Genomic DNA, 16,323 nt, shown 5'->3' on the forward strand with positions numbered 1-16,323 from the left:
CGACTAATGAACGCTGCAAGCTTTTTTTAACTTTTATTAATCTGTTTTCTTCTCCATTACGCTGTCGATTAAACCGTATTCTTTCGCTTCATGAGCTGACATGAAATTGTCGCGGTCTGTGTCGCGTGCGATAACTTCATAATCCTGACCTGTACGCTCAGAAAGGATTTGATTTAGTTTTTCGCGCATTTTGATAATGCGGTTAGCGTGAATTTGGATGTCTGCAGCTTGACCTTGCGTACCACCTAGTGGTTGGTGAATCATTACTTCACTGTTTGGAAGTGCGAAACGCTTGCCAGGTTCACCTGCTGCAAGAAGGAAAGCACCCATTGATGCAGCCATTCCTGTGCAGATAGTAGATACATTTGGTTTGATAAACTGCATTGTATCGTAGATGGCCATTCCTGCTGTGATGGAGCCACCTGGAGAGTTGATGTATAGAGAAATATCTTTGTCCGGATCCTCTGCGGATAGGAATAACATTTGCGCAACGATAGAGTTTGCTACGTTGTCATCAATGCCACTGCCCAACATAATAATTCTGTCTTTTAACAGACGGGAGTAAATGTCATATGCACGTTCTCCACGGTTTGTTTGTTCAATAACTGTAGGTATTAAATTCATGGAATTTTCCTCCTTTAAATAATTCTGATTTACAGAAAAGTAAGTAACTATGTTTATCATACATGTAAGGTCAGGGAAGGTCAAACAAAAGGTTTTACCTTCGTTCAATCCTAGAAAAAATATATAAATGTTGACTTGTGCATAACTTAATAAGTTTTAGCTGCGGCCAGCGACTAGCGAACTTCCTGCTCCTCCTTACGATAAGTCAACATCGAATCGCTTTCGGTCTTCGTGTTTCCTTTATCTCAAGCAAATCTTCTTTGTGGCAAAAAATCGCCATGACGAGGCTTTGCTTAAGCCTGTCGGGGTGAGGAAGTCACTTGCGCTTTCCTATACTATTCGTGATTTATGTATGCTTTCCCTTCCCTATGTCACATGAGTATGCAAAAATGTAGCACACTACACAATTTTTCCCCTATCTATGGAAGATAAACATAGGAAAGAGGGATTATTTTTTTTGTGAACTGATTTTTTGCAAGGTTTGGTGAAACTGTTGGGTGAGATCTTTCTCTCTTACATGCCATACTGTCCAACCATTCCGTTGTAAAAACTGCTTTTGCTTTTCCATACGGCGTTTTTTAGCAGGATATAGTAAATCTTGTGGTCTATAATACATAATTGCTACTTTCACGTCTAATAATGCAATATCTATAAGAACCTTTCCTACTTTCACCTGAGTGAAGGGGATGTAGCCTTTTAGTTGTAAAATGAAGTACATCTTACGTAAAGAAGTTGATTGTGTAGGGGGATGTTCTGAATAATATTGTAAAATAGGGATAGGATAACAAAAATATTTTATAATGCCGATAAAGAATATCATGAATAAAAATAAAGTCCATAACAGCATACCTGAGCTCATTGTATCACCTCACAAATAGCTTTTCCTAGAGAAGGCATAGGCATGCAAATATAAACTCATACGGAAATTCCCACTTGAATTACAGAAGCTGTAACCCTTATAATAATACTTGTCCTTTTCATGCGCCCGTAGCTCAGTTGGATAGAGCGTTAGATTCCGGTTCTAAAGGTCGGGGGTTCGAATCCCTCCGGGCGCATTATATAGTTGAATGAAAAACCTCTCTAATGCATTTAATGCTTAGGGAGGTTTTTTTTAGGAAACTATAGATATGTTGGCTTGTGTATAACTTAATATGTATAGGGGCCACGTCCAGCTCCCAGAGACTAGCAAACTTCCTGAATCTCCTTACAATAAGTTAACTTCGAACGCTTTCGCTATTTTCTTGAGTGTCTAACGTACTTCTATAAATGTTCGCTAGTGTTTAACCTTATATTCGCGCTAACCGGTCACCCTGAGCTTTTGTTCCTTGTTCCATGGGCTCTTTGATAAATACAATACATGAAAAAAAGTGTGATACCATATAAAAAATACTCTCATAGTTTGGAGTGTGAAAGGTGATGAGTCATAGTAATAAAAGGATCTCCAAAGCCTTATTCTACATCGGTATTGCTGGAATTAGTATTGGTTGTTTGTGTTTTTTCAAGCACCAGGAAGTATCTTTTTAATCTGTACAATGATTGGATTGTTTATAGGAGGGATGTTTGTTGGAGTTTCAGAGGTTATTGCATTACTCGCTAAATCAAAATCAGATTCTCCAAAAGCAAACGGAGTATTTTCATTATAAAATTAGAAATAGTGAAAATGACTCTGCTTCAGGATAACTTGTCTCTACACCTGAGAAACCTTCAAATCGAGATTGAATCCACACATATCAAAGTATATAATTCTCGGAGTGATCAAATCTTAATCGTGAGTAAGCATAAGCGGAATGATGGGGAGATTGTGCACTCTCTTCAGCCATATTTAACAAAGCCAATAACAAAAAAGTTTGATATAATAGTTGTAAACGTTTTCTTATGATTAGGGGCGAAAATTGGTGAAACCACAGTTATCACAAGAGCAAAAGCTTACTTGGAAAATGACACAAAAGTTAAGTCAGGCTATCGAAATTCTTCAATATAATGGGGTAGAGTTAGAGGAATATTTAGAAAAACAGGTGGAGGAGAATCCTCTTTTAGAATGGAAGAAAGGGGAACTTCCTTCTTCAGGTAGTGCCTATCCTGTTTCAGGAGTGCCGGAGAAAGAGCAAGATTTGTATGCGTATATAAAGGATCAGCTTTTAGACATTCCTATGGAGGAACATATTAAACGCGCAGTTGTATATGGGATAGATAGTTTGAATGAACATGGGTATTTTGATGTTGATGTTCAAGAATGGGGAAAAGAGATACAGGCCAATCAAGAAACGATTGAGCAAGCGATACAAATCATCCAGTCGTTAGAGCCGGCAGGTATTGGTGCTTGGTCGCTACAAGAAAGTATTTCGCTTCAGTTACAACGACTCGGATGTGACGCTAATGTGATAGATTTGGTCCACAATAACTTACAACTTGTCGCAGAGCAAGATGTGGAGGCCATTGCTGAAATATATGGCTGTACAAAGGATGAAACTCAAGATGCAATGGAACTGATCCAAGGTTGCCACCCAAGGCCAGGTCTTCAAGTTGCTCCTGTCGAGCAGGACTATATCGTCCCCGATGCATACATATATAAGAAGGAAGGTACATGGGAAGTAGAACTTTCTATCTACAACCAGCCTACCATTGTAATCGATGAATCACTTGTCCACCTATCTGAAAAGAATCAAGAAGCTCAAGCGTTTATCCATGAAAAATATAAACATGCCGAGTGGCTTCAAATGGCAATTGAACAACGTAAAAAGAATGTATTGTCCATCATCGAGGAGATAGTGAATAAGCAAGAATCATTCTTTGAATCAGGACCTATGCAAGTACATGCGCTTCGTTTGCGTGAGATTGCAGATGAGGTTAACTTACATGTGTCTACGGTTAGTCGCGCCATTCGGAATAAGTATATTCAAACCCCGCACGGGATTTATCCAATTAAATTTTTCTTTCAGCAAGGTGTTAAAATGCGAACAGGGCAAGAAGCTTCTTCTTATGCGATCAAACAGTTAATCAAAGAATCGATACAGCTTGAAGATGCAAGGAAGCCTCACTCCGATCAAGCACTAAGTGTGAGGCTTAAGGACGAATTCGGTATTTACCTGTCTAGAAGAACAGTGGCAAAATACCGAAAAGAATTATGTATTCCATCCTCTACAGAACGAAAAAAGAAAGGATGAAGGAACAGATGGGGCAGGAGATTATTTTATATGGAAAAAAAGATTGTCACTTATGTGATGATGCAAAAGGATTATTGAGGGGACTTCAGGAGGAATTTGATTTTACCGTTAAAGAATTAGATATCTATGCAGATGAACGTTTATTAGAACGATATCAAATAATGATTCCTGTGGTAGAAATCGACGGAGAAGAAGTGGATTTTGGGCAAATTAGTGAACATTTAATTAGAAACCGTTTACATCGCAAAAATGCTTAACCTCTTAGTTGCAAGGGAAATGGGGTACTGTTACAATAAACTTGTAAGTAAGCTTGAACGTATTTTTTTGTTCCTTCTGGGACACAATACGTCATAGCGGGACAAAAAACCTCCCGCTGAGGCTTGCATACAGCAAAGGAGCTTTACCATGAGGGCATTAATAGACTTACAGAGTAAACTATTCCCTGATATATTGGAAGTTATGCAAAGAAGGTATGAAATTCTTCATTTCATCCAATTGATGGAACCGATTGGTAGAAGAAGTCTTGCTGACAATATGAAAATAGCAGAGCGTACTGTTCGTTCTGAAATTGATTTCATGCATGAGCAAGGTTTCATTGAGGTTACTACTAAGGGAATGCACTTAACAAATGAAGGCAAGCAAGTTATATTTCAACTCAGTGAGTTTATTAAAGAGCTAAAAGGTGTAACAAAAATAGAGGAACAACTAAAACATAAATTGAACTTACATCATGTGGTAGTGGTTCCTGGGAATAGTGATGAACTCTCATGGGTGAAACAGGAAATGGGTAAGGCATGCGTTCGATACATGAAGCAAGAATTAAAATCGAACGAGACCATTGCTGTTACTGGTGGAGGAACGATAGCGGCGGTAGCTGAAATGATGACTCCATTAGAGAAGGCAAGAAATTGTCTATTTGTACCGGCTAGAGGTGGCCTAGGGGAACAGCTAGAAAATCAAGCGAATACGATTTGTGCTGAAATGGCGAAGAAAGCAAATGGGAACTATCGTTTGCTATATGTACCAGATCCTCTTAGCGAAGAATCCTATCAATCCATTATTGGAGAGCCTTCTGTGAAAGAAGTACTTGAATTAATTCGAGGTGCAAACATTATCGTGCATGGAATCGGTGATGCTATAACGATGGCTGAACGAAGGAAAACTCCTTCAGACGTTATGGAAACAATCCAAAATGGAAATGCAGTAGGTGAAGCATTTGGCTATTACTTTAACCAACAAGGAGATATTGTGCACAAAGTACGCACAGTAGGAATCCAATTAGAAGATTTACAACATACTAATTGTGTTATTGCGGTAGCAGGTGGTCGGTCAAAAGCCCAGGCAATTTCATCCTACTTCCAACAAGCACAATCAAATGTACTTATCACAGATGAAGGTGCAGCAAAAGAGTTACTAAAGGGAAATTCCCTTTAATATAAAATATCCAAGAATGCTCAAGGAGGAATTTTTCATGGCAATCAGAATTGGTATTAACGGTTTCGGACGTATCGGACGTAGCGTATTCCGCGCAGCTTGGAACAACGACGAAGTAGAGATCGTAGCACTAAACGACCTTACAGATGCAAACATGTTAGCTCATCTTCTTCAATATGACACTGTACATGGTACATTCGCAGAAGATGTACAAGTGAACGGTAAAAACCTAGTAGTAGGTGGAAAAGAGATTACGGTTCTATCTGAGCGCGATCCAGCTAACTTAAGTTGGGGCGAGCAAGGCGTTGACATCGTAATCGAATCAACTGGCCGCTTCACGAAGCGCGAAGACGCTAAGAAGCACATTGATGCAGGTGCTAAAAAAGTTATCATCTCTGCTCCAGCTAAAGGCGAAGACCTTACAGTTGTTATGGGTGTTAACGAAGGTGACTACGACAAAGACAACCACCACGTTATCTCAAACGCATCTTGTACAACAAACTGCCTAGCACCATACGCTAAAGTACTTGACGAGAAGTTCGGTCTTAAGCGCGGTATGATGACAACTGTTCACTCTTATACTAGTGACCAGCAAATCCAAGACGCGCCTCATAAAGACTATCGTCGTGCGCGTGCGGCAGCTGAAAATATCATTCCAACTACAACTGGTGCAGCTAGTGCTGTAGCGAAAGTTCTTCCACAACTAGATGGCAAACTTTCTGGAATGGCAATGCGTGTTCCAACGAAGAACGTTTCTCTAGTTGACCTTGTAGCAGAACTAGATCAAAACGTATCTGCTGAAGACGTTAATGCAGCTCTTAAAGAAGCAGCAGAAGGCGAACTAAAAGGCATCTTAAATTATACAGAAGAAGAACTAGTATCTAGTGACTACAATGGTAGCACTGCTTCTTCTACAATCGATGCAGCTTCTACACTAGTAATCGAAGACAACATGGTAAAAGTTGTTTCTTGGTATGACAACGAGTATGGCTATTCAAGCCGTTGTGTAGATTTAGCTGTTTATCTAGCTAACCAGGGCGTTTAATTCTACAGATAAGCAGGATTTATTCCCTTGAAAATCGTATTAAGATAAGTGAGACCATCGCAAAGTGAAGGGGGAGTACACCTCCTCCTTTGCGATGTTTGTTTGAAATAGTGTTGAAAAGAATGGAAGCACACCATAACTTTACCATTTCGGCATCTTTTCATTTCTGTTTCAAATCCTTGTTACACGTTTGCTCATCAAGGAAAGATGGGAACGTACATACAGGGGAATACAAAACACATTCCAAGGTAATAAAAAAGGAGGTCCTATTCCCGTGAACGTGAATGAAAAGAAGTCCATTCAAAACGTAGATGTGAAAGGGAAAAAGGTTTTTTGCCGCGTTGATTTCAACGTACCAATGCAAGATGGGGAAGTAACGGATGATACTCGTATCCGTGCAGCAATTCCAACCATTCAGTATTTAATCGAACAAGGTGCAAAAGTAATTCTTGCAAGCCACCTTGGAAGACCAAAAGGAGAAGCGGTGGAAGAGCTACGACTAGATCCAGTAGCGAAACGCCTAAGTAACCTAATGGACCGTACCGTTACCAAAACGGACGAAGCATACGGTAGCGAAGTAGACGAGGCGATTTCCCAGATGGAATCAGGCGATGTACTACTTCTTGAAAATGTTCGCTTCTACCCAGGCGAGGAAAAGAACGATGCAGAATTAGCGAAGCAATTTGCGAATCTTGCAGACGTTTACGTTAACGACGCCTTTGGTGCTGCTCACCGTGCACATGCTTCAACGGAAGGTATTGCGCACCACATTCCAGCAGTAGCTGGCTACCTAATGGAAAAGGAACTGCGTGTCCTTGGAAATGCGTTACAAGACCCTGATCGACCATTTACTGCTATTATTGGTGGCGCCAAGGTTAAAGACAAAATTGGCGTAATTGATAACTTAATTGATAAGGTAGATAATCTAATTATCGGCGGTGGACTAGCTTATACGTTTGTGAAAGCGCAAGGCTATGAAATCGGAAAATCCTTACTAGAAGAAGACAAAATCGAAACAGCGAAAGAATATATGAAAAAAGCTGAAGAAAAAGGCGTTAATTTCGTTATGCCTGTAGACGTTATCGTTGGAGACGACTTCTCTAATGATGCGAATACGCAAACCGTAGATATCAATAGCATCCCAGCAGATTGGGAAGCAATGGATATCGGTCCAAAATCCATCGAAAAGTATAGCGACATTGTGAAAAACTCTAAGCTTATTATCTGGAATGGACCTATGGGCGTTTTTGAACTAGAAACGTTCGCTAACGGTACAAAAGGTGTAGCAGAAGCTCTAGGTCAAACAGAAGGCTATACTGTAATTGGCGGCGGTGACTCTGCAGCAGCTGTTGAGAAGTTTGGTTATTCTGATCAAATGGATCACATGTCCACAGGTGGCGGAGCTTCCCTAGAGTTCATGGAAGGTAAAGATCTTCCTGGTGTTGTAGCTCTTAACGACAAGTAAGCAACTGAATAACAGAACGACAGGCATAGAGCCTCTAACACGTTTGAAAAATTGAAAAGACGAGGTGACATCATGCGTAAAAAAGTGATTGCAGGTAACTGGAAAATGAACAAACTTTTAAATGAAGCTGAAGATTTCGTTACAGATGTAAAAGGTGACGTACCTTCCTTCGATCAGGTTGAGACCGTTGTGGTAGCACCATTCACACATCTTCATCCACTTGTTCAAAAAGCAGCAGGTAGTGACGTGAAGATCGGTGCTCAGAACATGTACCACGAAGATAGTGGTGCATTCACAGGTGAAGTTAGTCCAGAAATGCTAAAAGACATCGGAGTAGATTATGTAGTATTAGGTCACTCTGAGCGTCGTGAGCTTTTCGCTGAGACAGATGAATCTGTTAACAAGAAAGTACATGCTTCCTTTAAACACAACCTTACTCCAATCGTATGTGTTGGTGAGTCTGACGAACAACGTGAAGCCGACCAAGCAAGTGAAGTCGTAGAAGCACAAGTGAAAAAAGCACTTGAAGGCTTAACGAATGAACAAGTACAAGATGTCATTATTGCATATGAACCAATCTGGGCGATTGGCACAGGCAAAACAGCAACAGCTGAAGATGCGAATGCAATGTGTGCTCACATTCGCAACGTTGTGAAAAGCTACGCGAACGAAGAAGCTGCTAACCGACTACGCGTTCAGTACGGTGGAAGCGTGAAGCCAGCTAACGTAGAAGAGTTACTTGGCCAATCTGACATTGATGGTGCACTAGTAGGTGGCGCAAGTCTTAAAGCTGATTCTTTCTTACAATTAGTGGAGGCAGGCAAACATGAGTAACAACAACTTAGCAGCTCTCATTATCCTAGATGGATATGGACTGCGTGAAGAAGAGTACGGAAATGCTGTTAAACAAGCGAACACACCAAATTTCGATCGTCTTTGGAATCAGTACCCACATACGCAGCTTACTGCTAAAGGGGAAGCTGTTGGCCTTCCAGAAGGTCAAATGGGGAACTCCGAGGTTGGTCACTTAAACATTGGTGCTGGTCGTATTGTGTATCAAAGCTTAACACGCGTGAACATGTCGATTCGAGAAGGCGACTTTTTCGAAAATGAACGCTTTATCGAAGCAATTGAAAACGCGAAGCAAAATGATAAAGCATTACACCTATTCGGTTTGTTATCTGATGGCGGCATTCATAGTCATATCGAGCACTTATATGCATTGCTTGAAATGGCAGCCAACCGTAATCTTGAGAAAGTCTATATACACGGATTTTTAGATGGACGTGATGTAGGGCAGAAATCTGCCAAGCAATATATTGAAGCACTTCAAAATAAGATGGAAGAACTAGGTGTGGGAGAATTAGCTACTCTCTCCGGCCGTTATTATTCCATGGACCGAGACAAACGCTGGGACCGCGTGGAAAAGGCCTACCGCGCAATGGTTTACGGTGAAGGTCCTGCATATCAAGATCCTATCCAGCTTGTAGATGATTCGTACGCAAACGAAATCTATGATGAATTCGTGCTTCCATCTGTATTAACAGATGAAGACGGTAACCCGCGTGCGACGGTGGAAGATGAAGATTCCATCATTTTCTATAATTTCCGTCCAGACCGTGCAATCCAAATTTCTCGTACGTTTGCAAATGAAGATTTCCGAGAATTCGAACGTGGTGACAAAGCACCACAGAATCTTCATTTTGTGATGCTAACAAACTTTAGTGAAACCGTTGATGGCTACGTTGCCTACAAACCAGTAAATCTGGATAACACAGTAGGCGAAGTACTTGCCCAAAACAACATGAAGCAATTGCGCATTGCTGAAACGGAAAAATATCCACACGTTACTTTCTTTATGAGTGGTGGACGTGAAGCAGAATTTGAAGGAGAAGAACGTATCCTAATCGATTCTCCTAAAGTTGCAACATATGACTTGCAACCAGAAATGAGTGCGTATGAAGTGACCGATGCTCTGCTCAAGGAACTTGATGCAGACAAGCAAAACGCAATCATCCTTAACTTTGCGAACCCTGACATGGTTGGTCACAGTGGAATGATGGAACCAACGATTAAGGCAATCGAAGTGGTGGATGAATGCTTAGGAAAAATCATTGATAAAATTACCGAGAAAGGTGGACATGCTATCATCACTGCAGACCATGGTAATGCAGATGAAGTAACAACACCTGAAGGAAAAGCAATGACAGCTCATACGACGAATCCTGTCCCAGTAATCGTAACAAAGGACGGTATCGAATTACGTCATGGAGGAATCCTAGGAGATCTTTCTCCAACGTTACTGGATTTACTACAGGTAGAATTGCCAAAAGAAATGACAGGCCAATCCTTAATCAAAAAATCTGATCAATAAAAAGGGAGAGTTATTCATGCCATATATTACAGACGTTTATGCACGTGAAGTATTAGATTCTCGTGGTAATCCAACAGTTGAAGTAGAAGTGTACACCGAATCTGGCGCTTATGGTACAGCACTAGTACCAAGTGGTGCTTCTACAGGTGAATTCGAAGCGGTTGAATTACGTGATGGCGACAAGAATCGCTATGTAGGTAAAGGCGTTACACAAGCCGTGGAAAACGTAAACGAAAAAATCGGACCAGAGCTACTAGGCTTTGACGTTACTCGCCAAGTTATCATCGACCAAGTGATGATCGAGCTTGACGGTACAGACAACAAAGGTAACCTTGGTGCGAACGCTATTCTTGGCGTATCTATGGCTGTAGCACATGCAGCTGCTGACTTTGTTGGTGTACCTCTTTATCAATATCTTGGAGGATTCAACGCGAAGAAACTTCCAGTACCAATGATGAACATTCTTAACGGTGGAGAGCACGCTGACAACAACGTAGACATTCAAGAATTCATGATCATGCCAGTTGGCGCGCCAACTTTCCATGAAGCTCTACGTACAGGCGCTGAGATTTTCCATGCACTTAAGAAAGTATTAAACAATAAAGGCTATGGAACTGGCGTAGGTGACGAAGGTGGTTTCGCACCGAACCTAGGTTCAAACGAAGAAGCTCTATCTACAATTATTGAAGCGATTGAAGCTGCAGGCTACAAGCCAGGCGAAGAAGTTCAGCTTGCAATGGACGTTGCCTCTTCTGAAATTTATGAAGACGGCAAATACAACCTTAAAGGCGAAGGCGTAACACGCACTGCTGAAGAAATGGTTGACTGGTATGAAGAGCTAGTAAACAAATACCCAATCATCTCTATTGAAGATGGTTTAGATGAAAACGATTGGGAAGGTACCAAGCTTCTAACACAACGCATTGGCGACCGTGTTCAACTAGTAGGTGACGACCTATTTGTTACAAACACAGAGCGTCTAGGCCGCGGAATCGAAGAAGGCGTTGGAAACTCTATCTTAATCAAAGTGAACCAAATCGGTACACTTACAGAGACATTCCAAGCTATCGAAATGGCAAAAGAAGCAGGCTACACTGCAGTTATCTCTCACCGTTCTGGTGAAACAGAAGACGCAACAATTGCTGACATTGCGGTTGCAACAAACGCAGGTCAAATCAAAACAGGTGCACCATCTCGTACCGACCGCGTAGCAAAATACAACCAGCTACTACGTATCGAAGACGTACTAGCAGGCACTGGCGTTTACGCTGGTAAGAAAGCATTCTACAACCTTAATAAGTAAGGTTATTTATAGGAAAAGCCTCTCTGCAAGTCAGAGAGGCTTTTTTTTATCGTCTAGAAAATTATAAGCGGATTGAGGTTGTGGACAACTTTGAGAAAGTGAAGTGGCCACGCCCAGCTACTAGCAAACTTCCTGCACCTCCTTACGATAAGTCAACATCGAATCGCTACCGCTCTTCGTGTTTCCTTTATCTTAAAAGGATTTTGAGGAAGTTCGATTAAAATCGCTACGTCACGTAGCAACATCGAACCAACCTACGTCCTGTAGGCCGCAGTTTGTACGTCGCTAAACGGGCGCTTGCGCTTTTGTTCCGTTTATGGAATAGTAAACAAGTATGATAAAATCAAGAAAGAGCTAAGACTTATTTGTACGAGATATAGATGTGGAGGTCACTATGCTAAGCAATATTCCTATTTTCACCCTTATCATGATTCTTGTTGTACTAGCCATCCCTATCTATTTAGCAGTATGGGCGTATAAAGATGCGAAGCAAAAGGATAAAGGTGCTGTTTACCCGGTGGTGGTTTTCTTAATGGTGCTGTGCTTACCGTTTGTCGGCATCTTCCTGTATGCCATGTTTCGAAATCGATAACATTGTAGGCTTTCTTATATAGAAAACCATCGTTGGAATCGTTTCATTCTAGTGAAACGTTACCAACGATGGTTTACTTTTTACTTGCAACTCGACTATGATTAGCATTCTCTCGCCCTAAAGCACGGTTCAACAACAATTGCATTTCCTCACGATCAGAGGGAGACACCTCAGAATCATCCTCATGCCATTCCAGTAATTGCAAGCTAAAATAGTTCCTAATTCTTCTAAAGTAAAACGTACTGTTCGGGAATTTATCAAGATATCCCCGAATCGTGTTCCGTCGAGCGTAACTCCATCATAACGCTTATAGGATAACATAAGTGATGATAGTGTCGTAATGATGGGTGTGGTCGTATAGTGCACTACTATTGTTTAAGCACCAGGTGTAGGAGCAGCTCTTTGGCCTAGTTCTTGGTCCAGAATTAACAGTGCAGCAGGGTTATTATCAGCAATCGTAAGGCGATCTACAATCGTTTGGGATTGGGCTACTTCTTCTACTTGTTCTCTCAAAAATTGCTGAAGTAAGTCAGCTGTTTGCTGATCCTTTTGGTTGGTAAATGTATAAGCTTGACGATAAGAATCCGTAACAAATTGTTCATGTTCTAACACCTTTTTAAATGTTTCTAGAGGATTGCCGAAATCAGTAGGTTGAGCTGGCATAGACTGTATTTCAACAGTCCCATCACGGTCCGTAACGTAATCGATTAACCTGAGCATATGAGTTCTCTCTTCCCCAGACTGTATTCGTAACCAGCTTGCCATTCCCGTATAATTCTTTTTAGCCATGTGTGCTGCCATAGCTAAATATAACGTGGAAGAAACATGCTCGATTTGGATTAAGTTGTTTAGCATCTTCAGAATTTGTTCATTTAACATATATTCACCCCTGAAAGTAAAGTCACTTATACATTTTATTTTTCATTTCGAAAATTATTCTGCAAGGTTTTTCATGAACAAAAGGCTCCTACTATTACTTTTGCAACATATTGAAGTTAGTGATGCCTGAAATTGTGGAATGTTATTAAGACCCCTATATTAAAAGGAGGGAAAACTAGTGTGGTGGAAACATCTATATTTTAAATACATAACCGGATTTATATTACTTTTAATTGCGATCTACTTTTTGAACATTCTACATTTCTTTAACCCAATAAAAGTTATTGTTGGAACTTTGTTTTACCCTATATTAATTGCGGGCTTTTTGTACTATGTATTAAAGCCGTTTGTGAGATGGATAAGGAAATTTAAGTTTATGCCGGAAGAACTAGCAATCTTAACTGTATTTGGCGTGATAGCAGGCGCGATTTATGTAGCTAGTCTCTTGTTAGCGGAAAAAATTAATACACAGTTATCTGACTTAACCAATAAGTTACCTGAAAAATTAAAGCAGATGACAAAAGAAGCTGAAAAAACAATCGAACAAAATGATATGGGTATGTTATCCATAGAGACCATTCGCCAAAAAGCAGGAAGTTACTTTGGAGGATTAGCTCAAGGATTAGGGGAAAACCTCACCCAGATAGTATCCACTATAACGGGAGCGACAACGGTCATCGTGATTGTCCCCTTTGTATTATTTTACTTTTTAAAAGATGATCATCGTTTTGTTCCGTTTATGATGAATTTCATACCGGAGAAGCACGTGGAAGAAGGAAAGAAAGTGTTACAAAATATTGATGAAAAGTTGAGTGCATATATTTTTGGTCAAATTACGGTTGCCTTTGTAGATGCTGCATTAATATATATAGCCTACTTAATCATTGGTTTAGATTATGCGTTAATCCTGGCCATTTTCGTAGCCATTACATCAGTCGTGCCATTTTTCGGACCAATCATTGGTATTATTCCAGCATTAGTCATTTCTCTTACCCAAGACCCTGCAATGGCCTTATATGTACTTATTGCGCTAGTAATTGTACAACAGCTTGAGGGAAATCTGGTAGCACCGCTTGTTCTTGGGAATCGATTAAATATTCATCCACTAACAATTATTTTATTACTAATTGTCGCTGCAGCTTTATATGGCTTTATTGGCATGCTGATTGCGATTCCTTTGTATGCAGTGCTGAAGGTAACGATTATAAATCTTTATTCATTTTACACTTTAAGAAGAAATTAAAAGCTAAAGGGTGAATGTATAAGTGCAACTAGGCCTCTGACTGCGCCTAAGGCTTGCCACTCGACAAGTTTTCTTTATCAACTATCGACATTAGGGGGACTTCACAAATGAACGTAGAATTAGTCGTCGACGCCAAAGCTACTCTCGGGGAAGGACCTAGTTGGGATGATCAGCATCAACTCCTATACTGGGTAGATATAGAAGAAGGACATGTTTTCACATATGATCCATCTAACCAAACGAACACAAAGTTTCCTGTGAACGAGCGGGTAGGTTTTATAGTACCAACTCAGCATGATCATCAGATGGTAGTAGGTTTACAAAGTGGACTTTATTTTCTTAACTGGACTACAGGAGTATTAGAGTTTATCGATGACCCTGAGCGCCACTTGCCGAATAATCGTTTTAACGATGGGAAGTGTGACCCTGCAGGTAGGTTATGGGCGGGCACAATGGATTTGGATGCCGAAAAGGGAGCAGCAAGTCTCTATTGTCTCCATCCCAACCATCAGATTACGAAGAAAGTAAACCATGTAACCATATCTAATGGAATGGCTTGGTCAATGGAGTATAACTATATGTATTATATTGATACCCCAACAAAACAAGTGATTCGTTATAACTATGATAAGGATTCTGGTACTATTGATCAGCCAACTGTTGTCATAACAATCCCAAATGATAGTGGGTCTCCAGATGGCATGACAATAGATGAAGAAGGAATGCTTTGGATTGCTTACTTTCATGGTGGTGGGGTAGCTAGATGGAATCCTGAAACGGGAGAACAACTAGCATTTATCGATGTTCCTGCTGTAAATGTTACTTCTTGTACATTCGGAGGAGAGGATTTGGACGAGTTGTATATTACAACGGCAAGAAAAGAAACCACCTCAGAGGAACTACAAACCTACCCAAACGCTGGTGGGTTATTTAAAGTGAAACCTGGAGTGAAAGGAGCTCCTACTTATCGGTTTAATGGCTAAAGAAATAGCAAATACAATCTCACTTCCCCACCTCTGGAAGTGAGATTTTTTGTTAGATACTACTCTAGAAAATAAAATTGGTTCAATAGGTAAGGTTTTGAAAGGGATGGGGAGCAGAAAATTGCATTCAGGGATAACATATAAATAGAAGCATTGCAATTTATGGAAATACTAGATACAATGACGTAATATTTATCTTTAACCGATTAGGGGGAGAAGAAATGCGTCAGGAAACTGCTGTAAGAAAAATAGTAGAGAGCTTGAAAGAAGAACCTTGTGTGAAGAGTATATTTTTGAAAGGTTCGATGGGGAGGAAAGAGGAGGACGAACATTCGGACGTAGATTTATACTGCATGGTTGATGAGGAGGAGAAGGAAGCCTTTCTTTCTCGCCGGTTAAACCACCTGAAAGCGTACAAAGATATTATTTTTTATGATGACATTTTTATTGTTGCCCCGCAAATTATCGCAATCTATGAGGACTGGCTCCATATAGATTTGTTTACGGTAACGGAAGCAACGTTTCAAAATAAGGATTACTTTTCTGTGCTATATGATCCTGAAGACATCATGAGGAAGTACGAAGCTACAGAGAAGTTGACTCTATCAGAAGAGATGTTCAAAGATCATGTAATAGATGTCGCATGGTTCCTGTTTCAATTTAAAAAAGCATCTGAAAGAGGCAATCATATATGGGCCTCTGAAATGTTACAGTATGCAATGAAAAATCTTTCAAATGTCATGCTATACCACTACGCCAAAGACCGTTCTCAACTCGGATTAAAAGCAATACATCATCATCTACCTTTCGAAAAATATACAGTCATTCAAGAGATTTATGAACATGTCACTCCTTCCTTGCACGAGAAAGCAGCTGAAAAAATCATATCGCTGTTACAAGAAGAGTTTAATTGGATTGCTTCCCATTTTGAAAAGGACAATCAAACCACACCTTTTTTGGAGTTGATGATAAAGCAATATAATGGAGTTCCAGAGAAATAATTGGACAAAACATGACGCTAAAATTAGAGAAAGCAGAGGTTAACTCCTCTGCTTTTACGAATATTTAAGAAGGTAAAAGTTTAATTGTGAACGCTGAATAAGATGAAACAATTATTGCTTGATAAAATAAAACACTATTTTTCATTCAATACGTCTTACAGGTATCTTGATTTCAAGTCTTCAGGAATAGGGCCATTATGTTGAAGGCTTGGATTC

At 40.2% G+C, this 16,323-nt stretch carries 17 protein-coding genes and 1 tRNA gene; 14 read left to right on the forward strand and 4 right to left on the reverse strand.

Annotated elements, in window-relative coordinates:
• Window positions 1–36: 36 nt before the first annotated feature.
• Complete coding sequence (clpP, locus tag GLW08_RS12060) at window positions 37–684, reverse strand: ATP-dependent Clp endopeptidase proteolytic subunit ClpP (RefSeq protein ID WP_272917081.1); 648 nt, start codon at window positions 682–684, stop codon at window positions 37–39.
• Window positions 685–1,072: 388 nt separating this feature from the next.
• Window positions 1,073–1,483, reverse strand: a complete 411-nt coding sequence (locus GLW08_RS12065) for a hypothetical protein (protein WP_160848893.1) — start codon at window positions 1,481–1,483, stop codon at window positions 1,073–1,075.
• A 122-nt stretch (window positions 1,484–1,605) separates the two neighbouring features.
• Here GLW08_RS12065 and GLW08_RS12070 point away from each other — a divergent pair.
• From GLW08_RS12070 to GLW08_RS12120, 11 genes are all read left to right on the forward strand, one after another.
• Window positions 1,606–1,679 (forward strand) — tRNA-Arg (locus GLW08_RS12070).
• A gap of 429 nt (window positions 1,680–2,108) precedes the next feature.
• The gene (locus tag GLW08_RS12075) at window positions 2,109–2,267 is read left to right on the forward strand and encodes a hypothetical protein (RefSeq protein ID WP_160848894.1); all 159 of its coding nucleotides are present in this window, start codon (window positions 2,109–2,111) and stop codon (window positions 2,265–2,267) included.
• A 252-nt stretch (window positions 2,268–2,519) separates the two neighbouring features.
• Entirely contained in the window at window positions 2,520–3,788 is a 1,269-nt protein-coding gene (gene rpoN / locus GLW08_RS12080; RefSeq protein ID WP_160848895.1) for an RNA polymerase factor sigma-54, read from the forward strand.
• Window positions 3,789–3,796: 8 nt separating this feature from the next.
• On the forward strand, window positions 3,797–4,045 hold the full coding sequence (locus tag GLW08_RS12085; RefSeq protein ID WP_237458418.1) for a glutaredoxin family protein: 249 nt from the start codon (window positions 3,797–3,799) through the stop codon (window positions 4,043–4,045).
• A gap of 148 nt (window positions 4,046–4,193) precedes the next feature.
• Window positions 4,194–5,222: a sugar-binding transcriptional regulator gene (locus GLW08_RS12090; protein ID WP_160848897.1), complete on the forward strand. Its 1,029-nt coding sequence runs from the start codon at window positions 4,194–4,196 to the stop codon at window positions 5,220–5,222.
• A 37-nt stretch (window positions 5,223–5,259) separates the two neighbouring features.
• Window positions 5,260–6,267: a type I glyceraldehyde-3-phosphate dehydrogenase gene (gene gap / locus GLW08_RS12095; RefSeq protein ID WP_160848898.1), complete on the forward strand. Its 1,008-nt coding sequence runs from the start codon at window positions 5,260–5,262 to the stop codon at window positions 6,265–6,267.
• 298 nt (window positions 6,268–6,565) lie between these two features.
• A complete protein-coding gene (locus tag GLW08_RS12100) occupies window positions 6,566–7,732 on the forward strand; it encodes a phosphoglycerate kinase (RefSeq protein WP_423808615.1) in 1,167 nt (388 codons plus the stop codon).
• A 72-nt stretch (window positions 7,733–7,804) separates the two neighbouring features.
• Window positions 7,805–8,566: a triose-phosphate isomerase gene (gene tpiA / locus GLW08_RS12105; RefSeq protein ID WP_160848899.1), complete on the forward strand. Its 762-nt coding sequence runs from the start codon at window positions 7,805–7,807 to the stop codon at window positions 8,564–8,566.
• The gene (gene gpmI / locus GLW08_RS12110; RefSeq protein ID WP_160848900.1) at window positions 8,559–10,106 is read left to right on the forward strand and encodes a 2,3-bisphosphoglycerate-independent phosphoglycerate mutase; all 1,548 of its coding nucleotides are present in this window, start codon (window positions 8,559–8,561) and stop codon (window positions 10,104–10,106) included. Before tpiA ends, gpmI begins: the two co-directional genes overlap by 8 nt.
• 16 nt (window positions 10,107–10,122) lie before the next feature.
• On the forward strand, window positions 10,123–11,409 hold the full coding sequence (gene eno / locus GLW08_RS12115; protein WP_160848901.1) for a phosphopyruvate hydratase: 1,287 nt from the start codon (window positions 10,123–10,125) through the stop codon (window positions 11,407–11,409).
• Window positions 11,410–11,803: 394 nt separating this feature from the next.
• On the forward strand, window positions 11,804–12,001 hold the full coding sequence (locus GLW08_RS12120; protein WP_160848902.1) for a hypothetical protein: 198 nt from the start codon (window positions 11,804–11,806) through the stop codon (window positions 11,999–12,001).
• Window positions 12,002–12,074: 73 nt separating this feature from the next.
• Here GLW08_RS12120 and GLW08_RS22150 read toward each other — a convergent pair whose 3' ends face one another.
• The gene (locus tag GLW08_RS22150) at window positions 12,075–12,206 is read right to left on the reverse strand and encodes a hypothetical protein (RefSeq protein WP_272917083.1); all 132 of its coding nucleotides are present in this window, start codon (window positions 12,204–12,206) and stop codon (window positions 12,075–12,077) included.
• Between the two features lie 170 nt (window positions 12,207–12,376).
• Window positions 12,377–12,880 (reverse strand): ferritin, encoded by a 504-nt coding sequence (locus tag GLW08_RS12130; protein WP_160848903.1) that lies wholly within the window; start codon window positions 12,878–12,880, stop codon window positions 12,377–12,379.
• Window positions 12,881–13,058: 178 nt separating this feature from the next.
• Between GLW08_RS12130 and GLW08_RS12135 the strand changes: the two genes are divergently transcribed.
• The 3 genes from GLW08_RS12135 to GLW08_RS12145 all read left to right on the forward strand — a co-directional run bounded on the left by GLW08_RS12135 (window position 13,059) and on the right by GLW08_RS12145 (window position 16,107).
• Window positions 13,059–14,123, forward strand: a complete 1,065-nt coding sequence (locus GLW08_RS12135; RefSeq protein WP_160848904.1) for an AI-2E family transporter — start codon at window positions 13,059–13,061, stop codon at window positions 14,121–14,123.
• 107 nt (window positions 14,124–14,230) lie between these two features.
• Window positions 14,231–15,106, forward strand: coding sequence for an SMP-30/gluconolactonase/LRE family protein (locus tag GLW08_RS12140; protein ID WP_160848905.1), 876 nt, complete (start codon window positions 14,231–14,233; stop codon window positions 15,104–15,106).
• 221 nt (window positions 15,107–15,327) lie between these two features.
• On the forward strand, window positions 15,328–16,107 hold the full coding sequence (locus tag GLW08_RS12145; protein WP_160848906.1) for a nucleotidyltransferase domain-containing protein: 780 nt from the start codon (window positions 15,328–15,330) through the stop codon (window positions 16,105–16,107).
• Window positions 16,108–16,323 lie beyond the last annotated feature (216 nt).

Origin of the sequence: Pontibacillus yanchengensis, from assembly GCF_009856295.1 — a bacterium.
In the GTDB taxonomy this organism is placed as follows: Bacteria; Bacillota; Bacilli; order Bacillales; family BH030062; genus Pontibacillus; species Pontibacillus yanchengensis_A.

Bases quoted from the DNA above. Each gene is read 5' to 3' on its own strand.
- tpiA (WP_160848899.1), top strand. From the start codon at position 7,805: ATGCGTAAAAAAGTGATTGCAGGTAACTGGAAAATGAACAAACTTTTA.
- GLW08_RS12090 (WP_160848897.1), top strand. From the start codon at position 4,194: ATGAGGGCATTAATAGACTTACAGAGTAAACTATTCCCTGATATATTG.
- GLW08_RS12065 (WP_160848893.1), bottom strand. From the start codon at position 1,483: ATGAGCTCAGGTATGCTGTTATGGACTTTATTTTTATTCATGATATTC.
- GLW08_RS12120 (WP_160848902.1), top strand. From the start codon at position 11,804: ATGCTAAGCAATATTCCTATTTTCACCCTTATCATGATTCTTGTTGTA.
- GLW08_RS12140 (WP_160848905.1), top strand. From the start codon at position 14,231: ATGAACGTAGAATTAGTCGTCGACGCCAAAGCTACTCTCGGGGAAGGA.
- GLW08_RS12130 (WP_160848903.1), bottom strand. From the start codon at position 12,880: ATGTTAAATGAACAAATTCTGAAGATGCTAAACAACTTAATCCAAATC.
- GLW08_RS12085 (WP_237458418.1), top strand. From the start codon at position 3,797: ATGGGGCAGGAGATTATTTTATATGGAAAAAAAGATTGTCACTTATGT.
- gap (WP_160848898.1), top strand. From the start codon at position 5,260: ATGGCAATCAGAATTGGTATTAACGGTTTCGGACGTATCGGACGTAGC.
- GLW08_RS12145 (WP_160848906.1), top strand. From the start codon at position 15,328: ATGCGTCAGGAAACTGCTGTAAGAAAAATAGTAGAGAGCTTGAAAGAA.
- clpP (WP_272917081.1), bottom strand. From the start codon at position 684: ATGATAAACATAGTTACTTACTTTTCTGTAAATCAGAATTATTTAAAG.
- gpmI (WP_160848900.1), top strand. From the start codon at position 8,559: ATGAGTAACAACAACTTAGCAGCTCTCATTATCCTAGATGGATATGGA.
- eno (WP_160848901.1), top strand. From the start codon at position 10,123: ATGCCATATATTACAGACGTTTATGCACGTGAAGTATTAGATTCTCGT.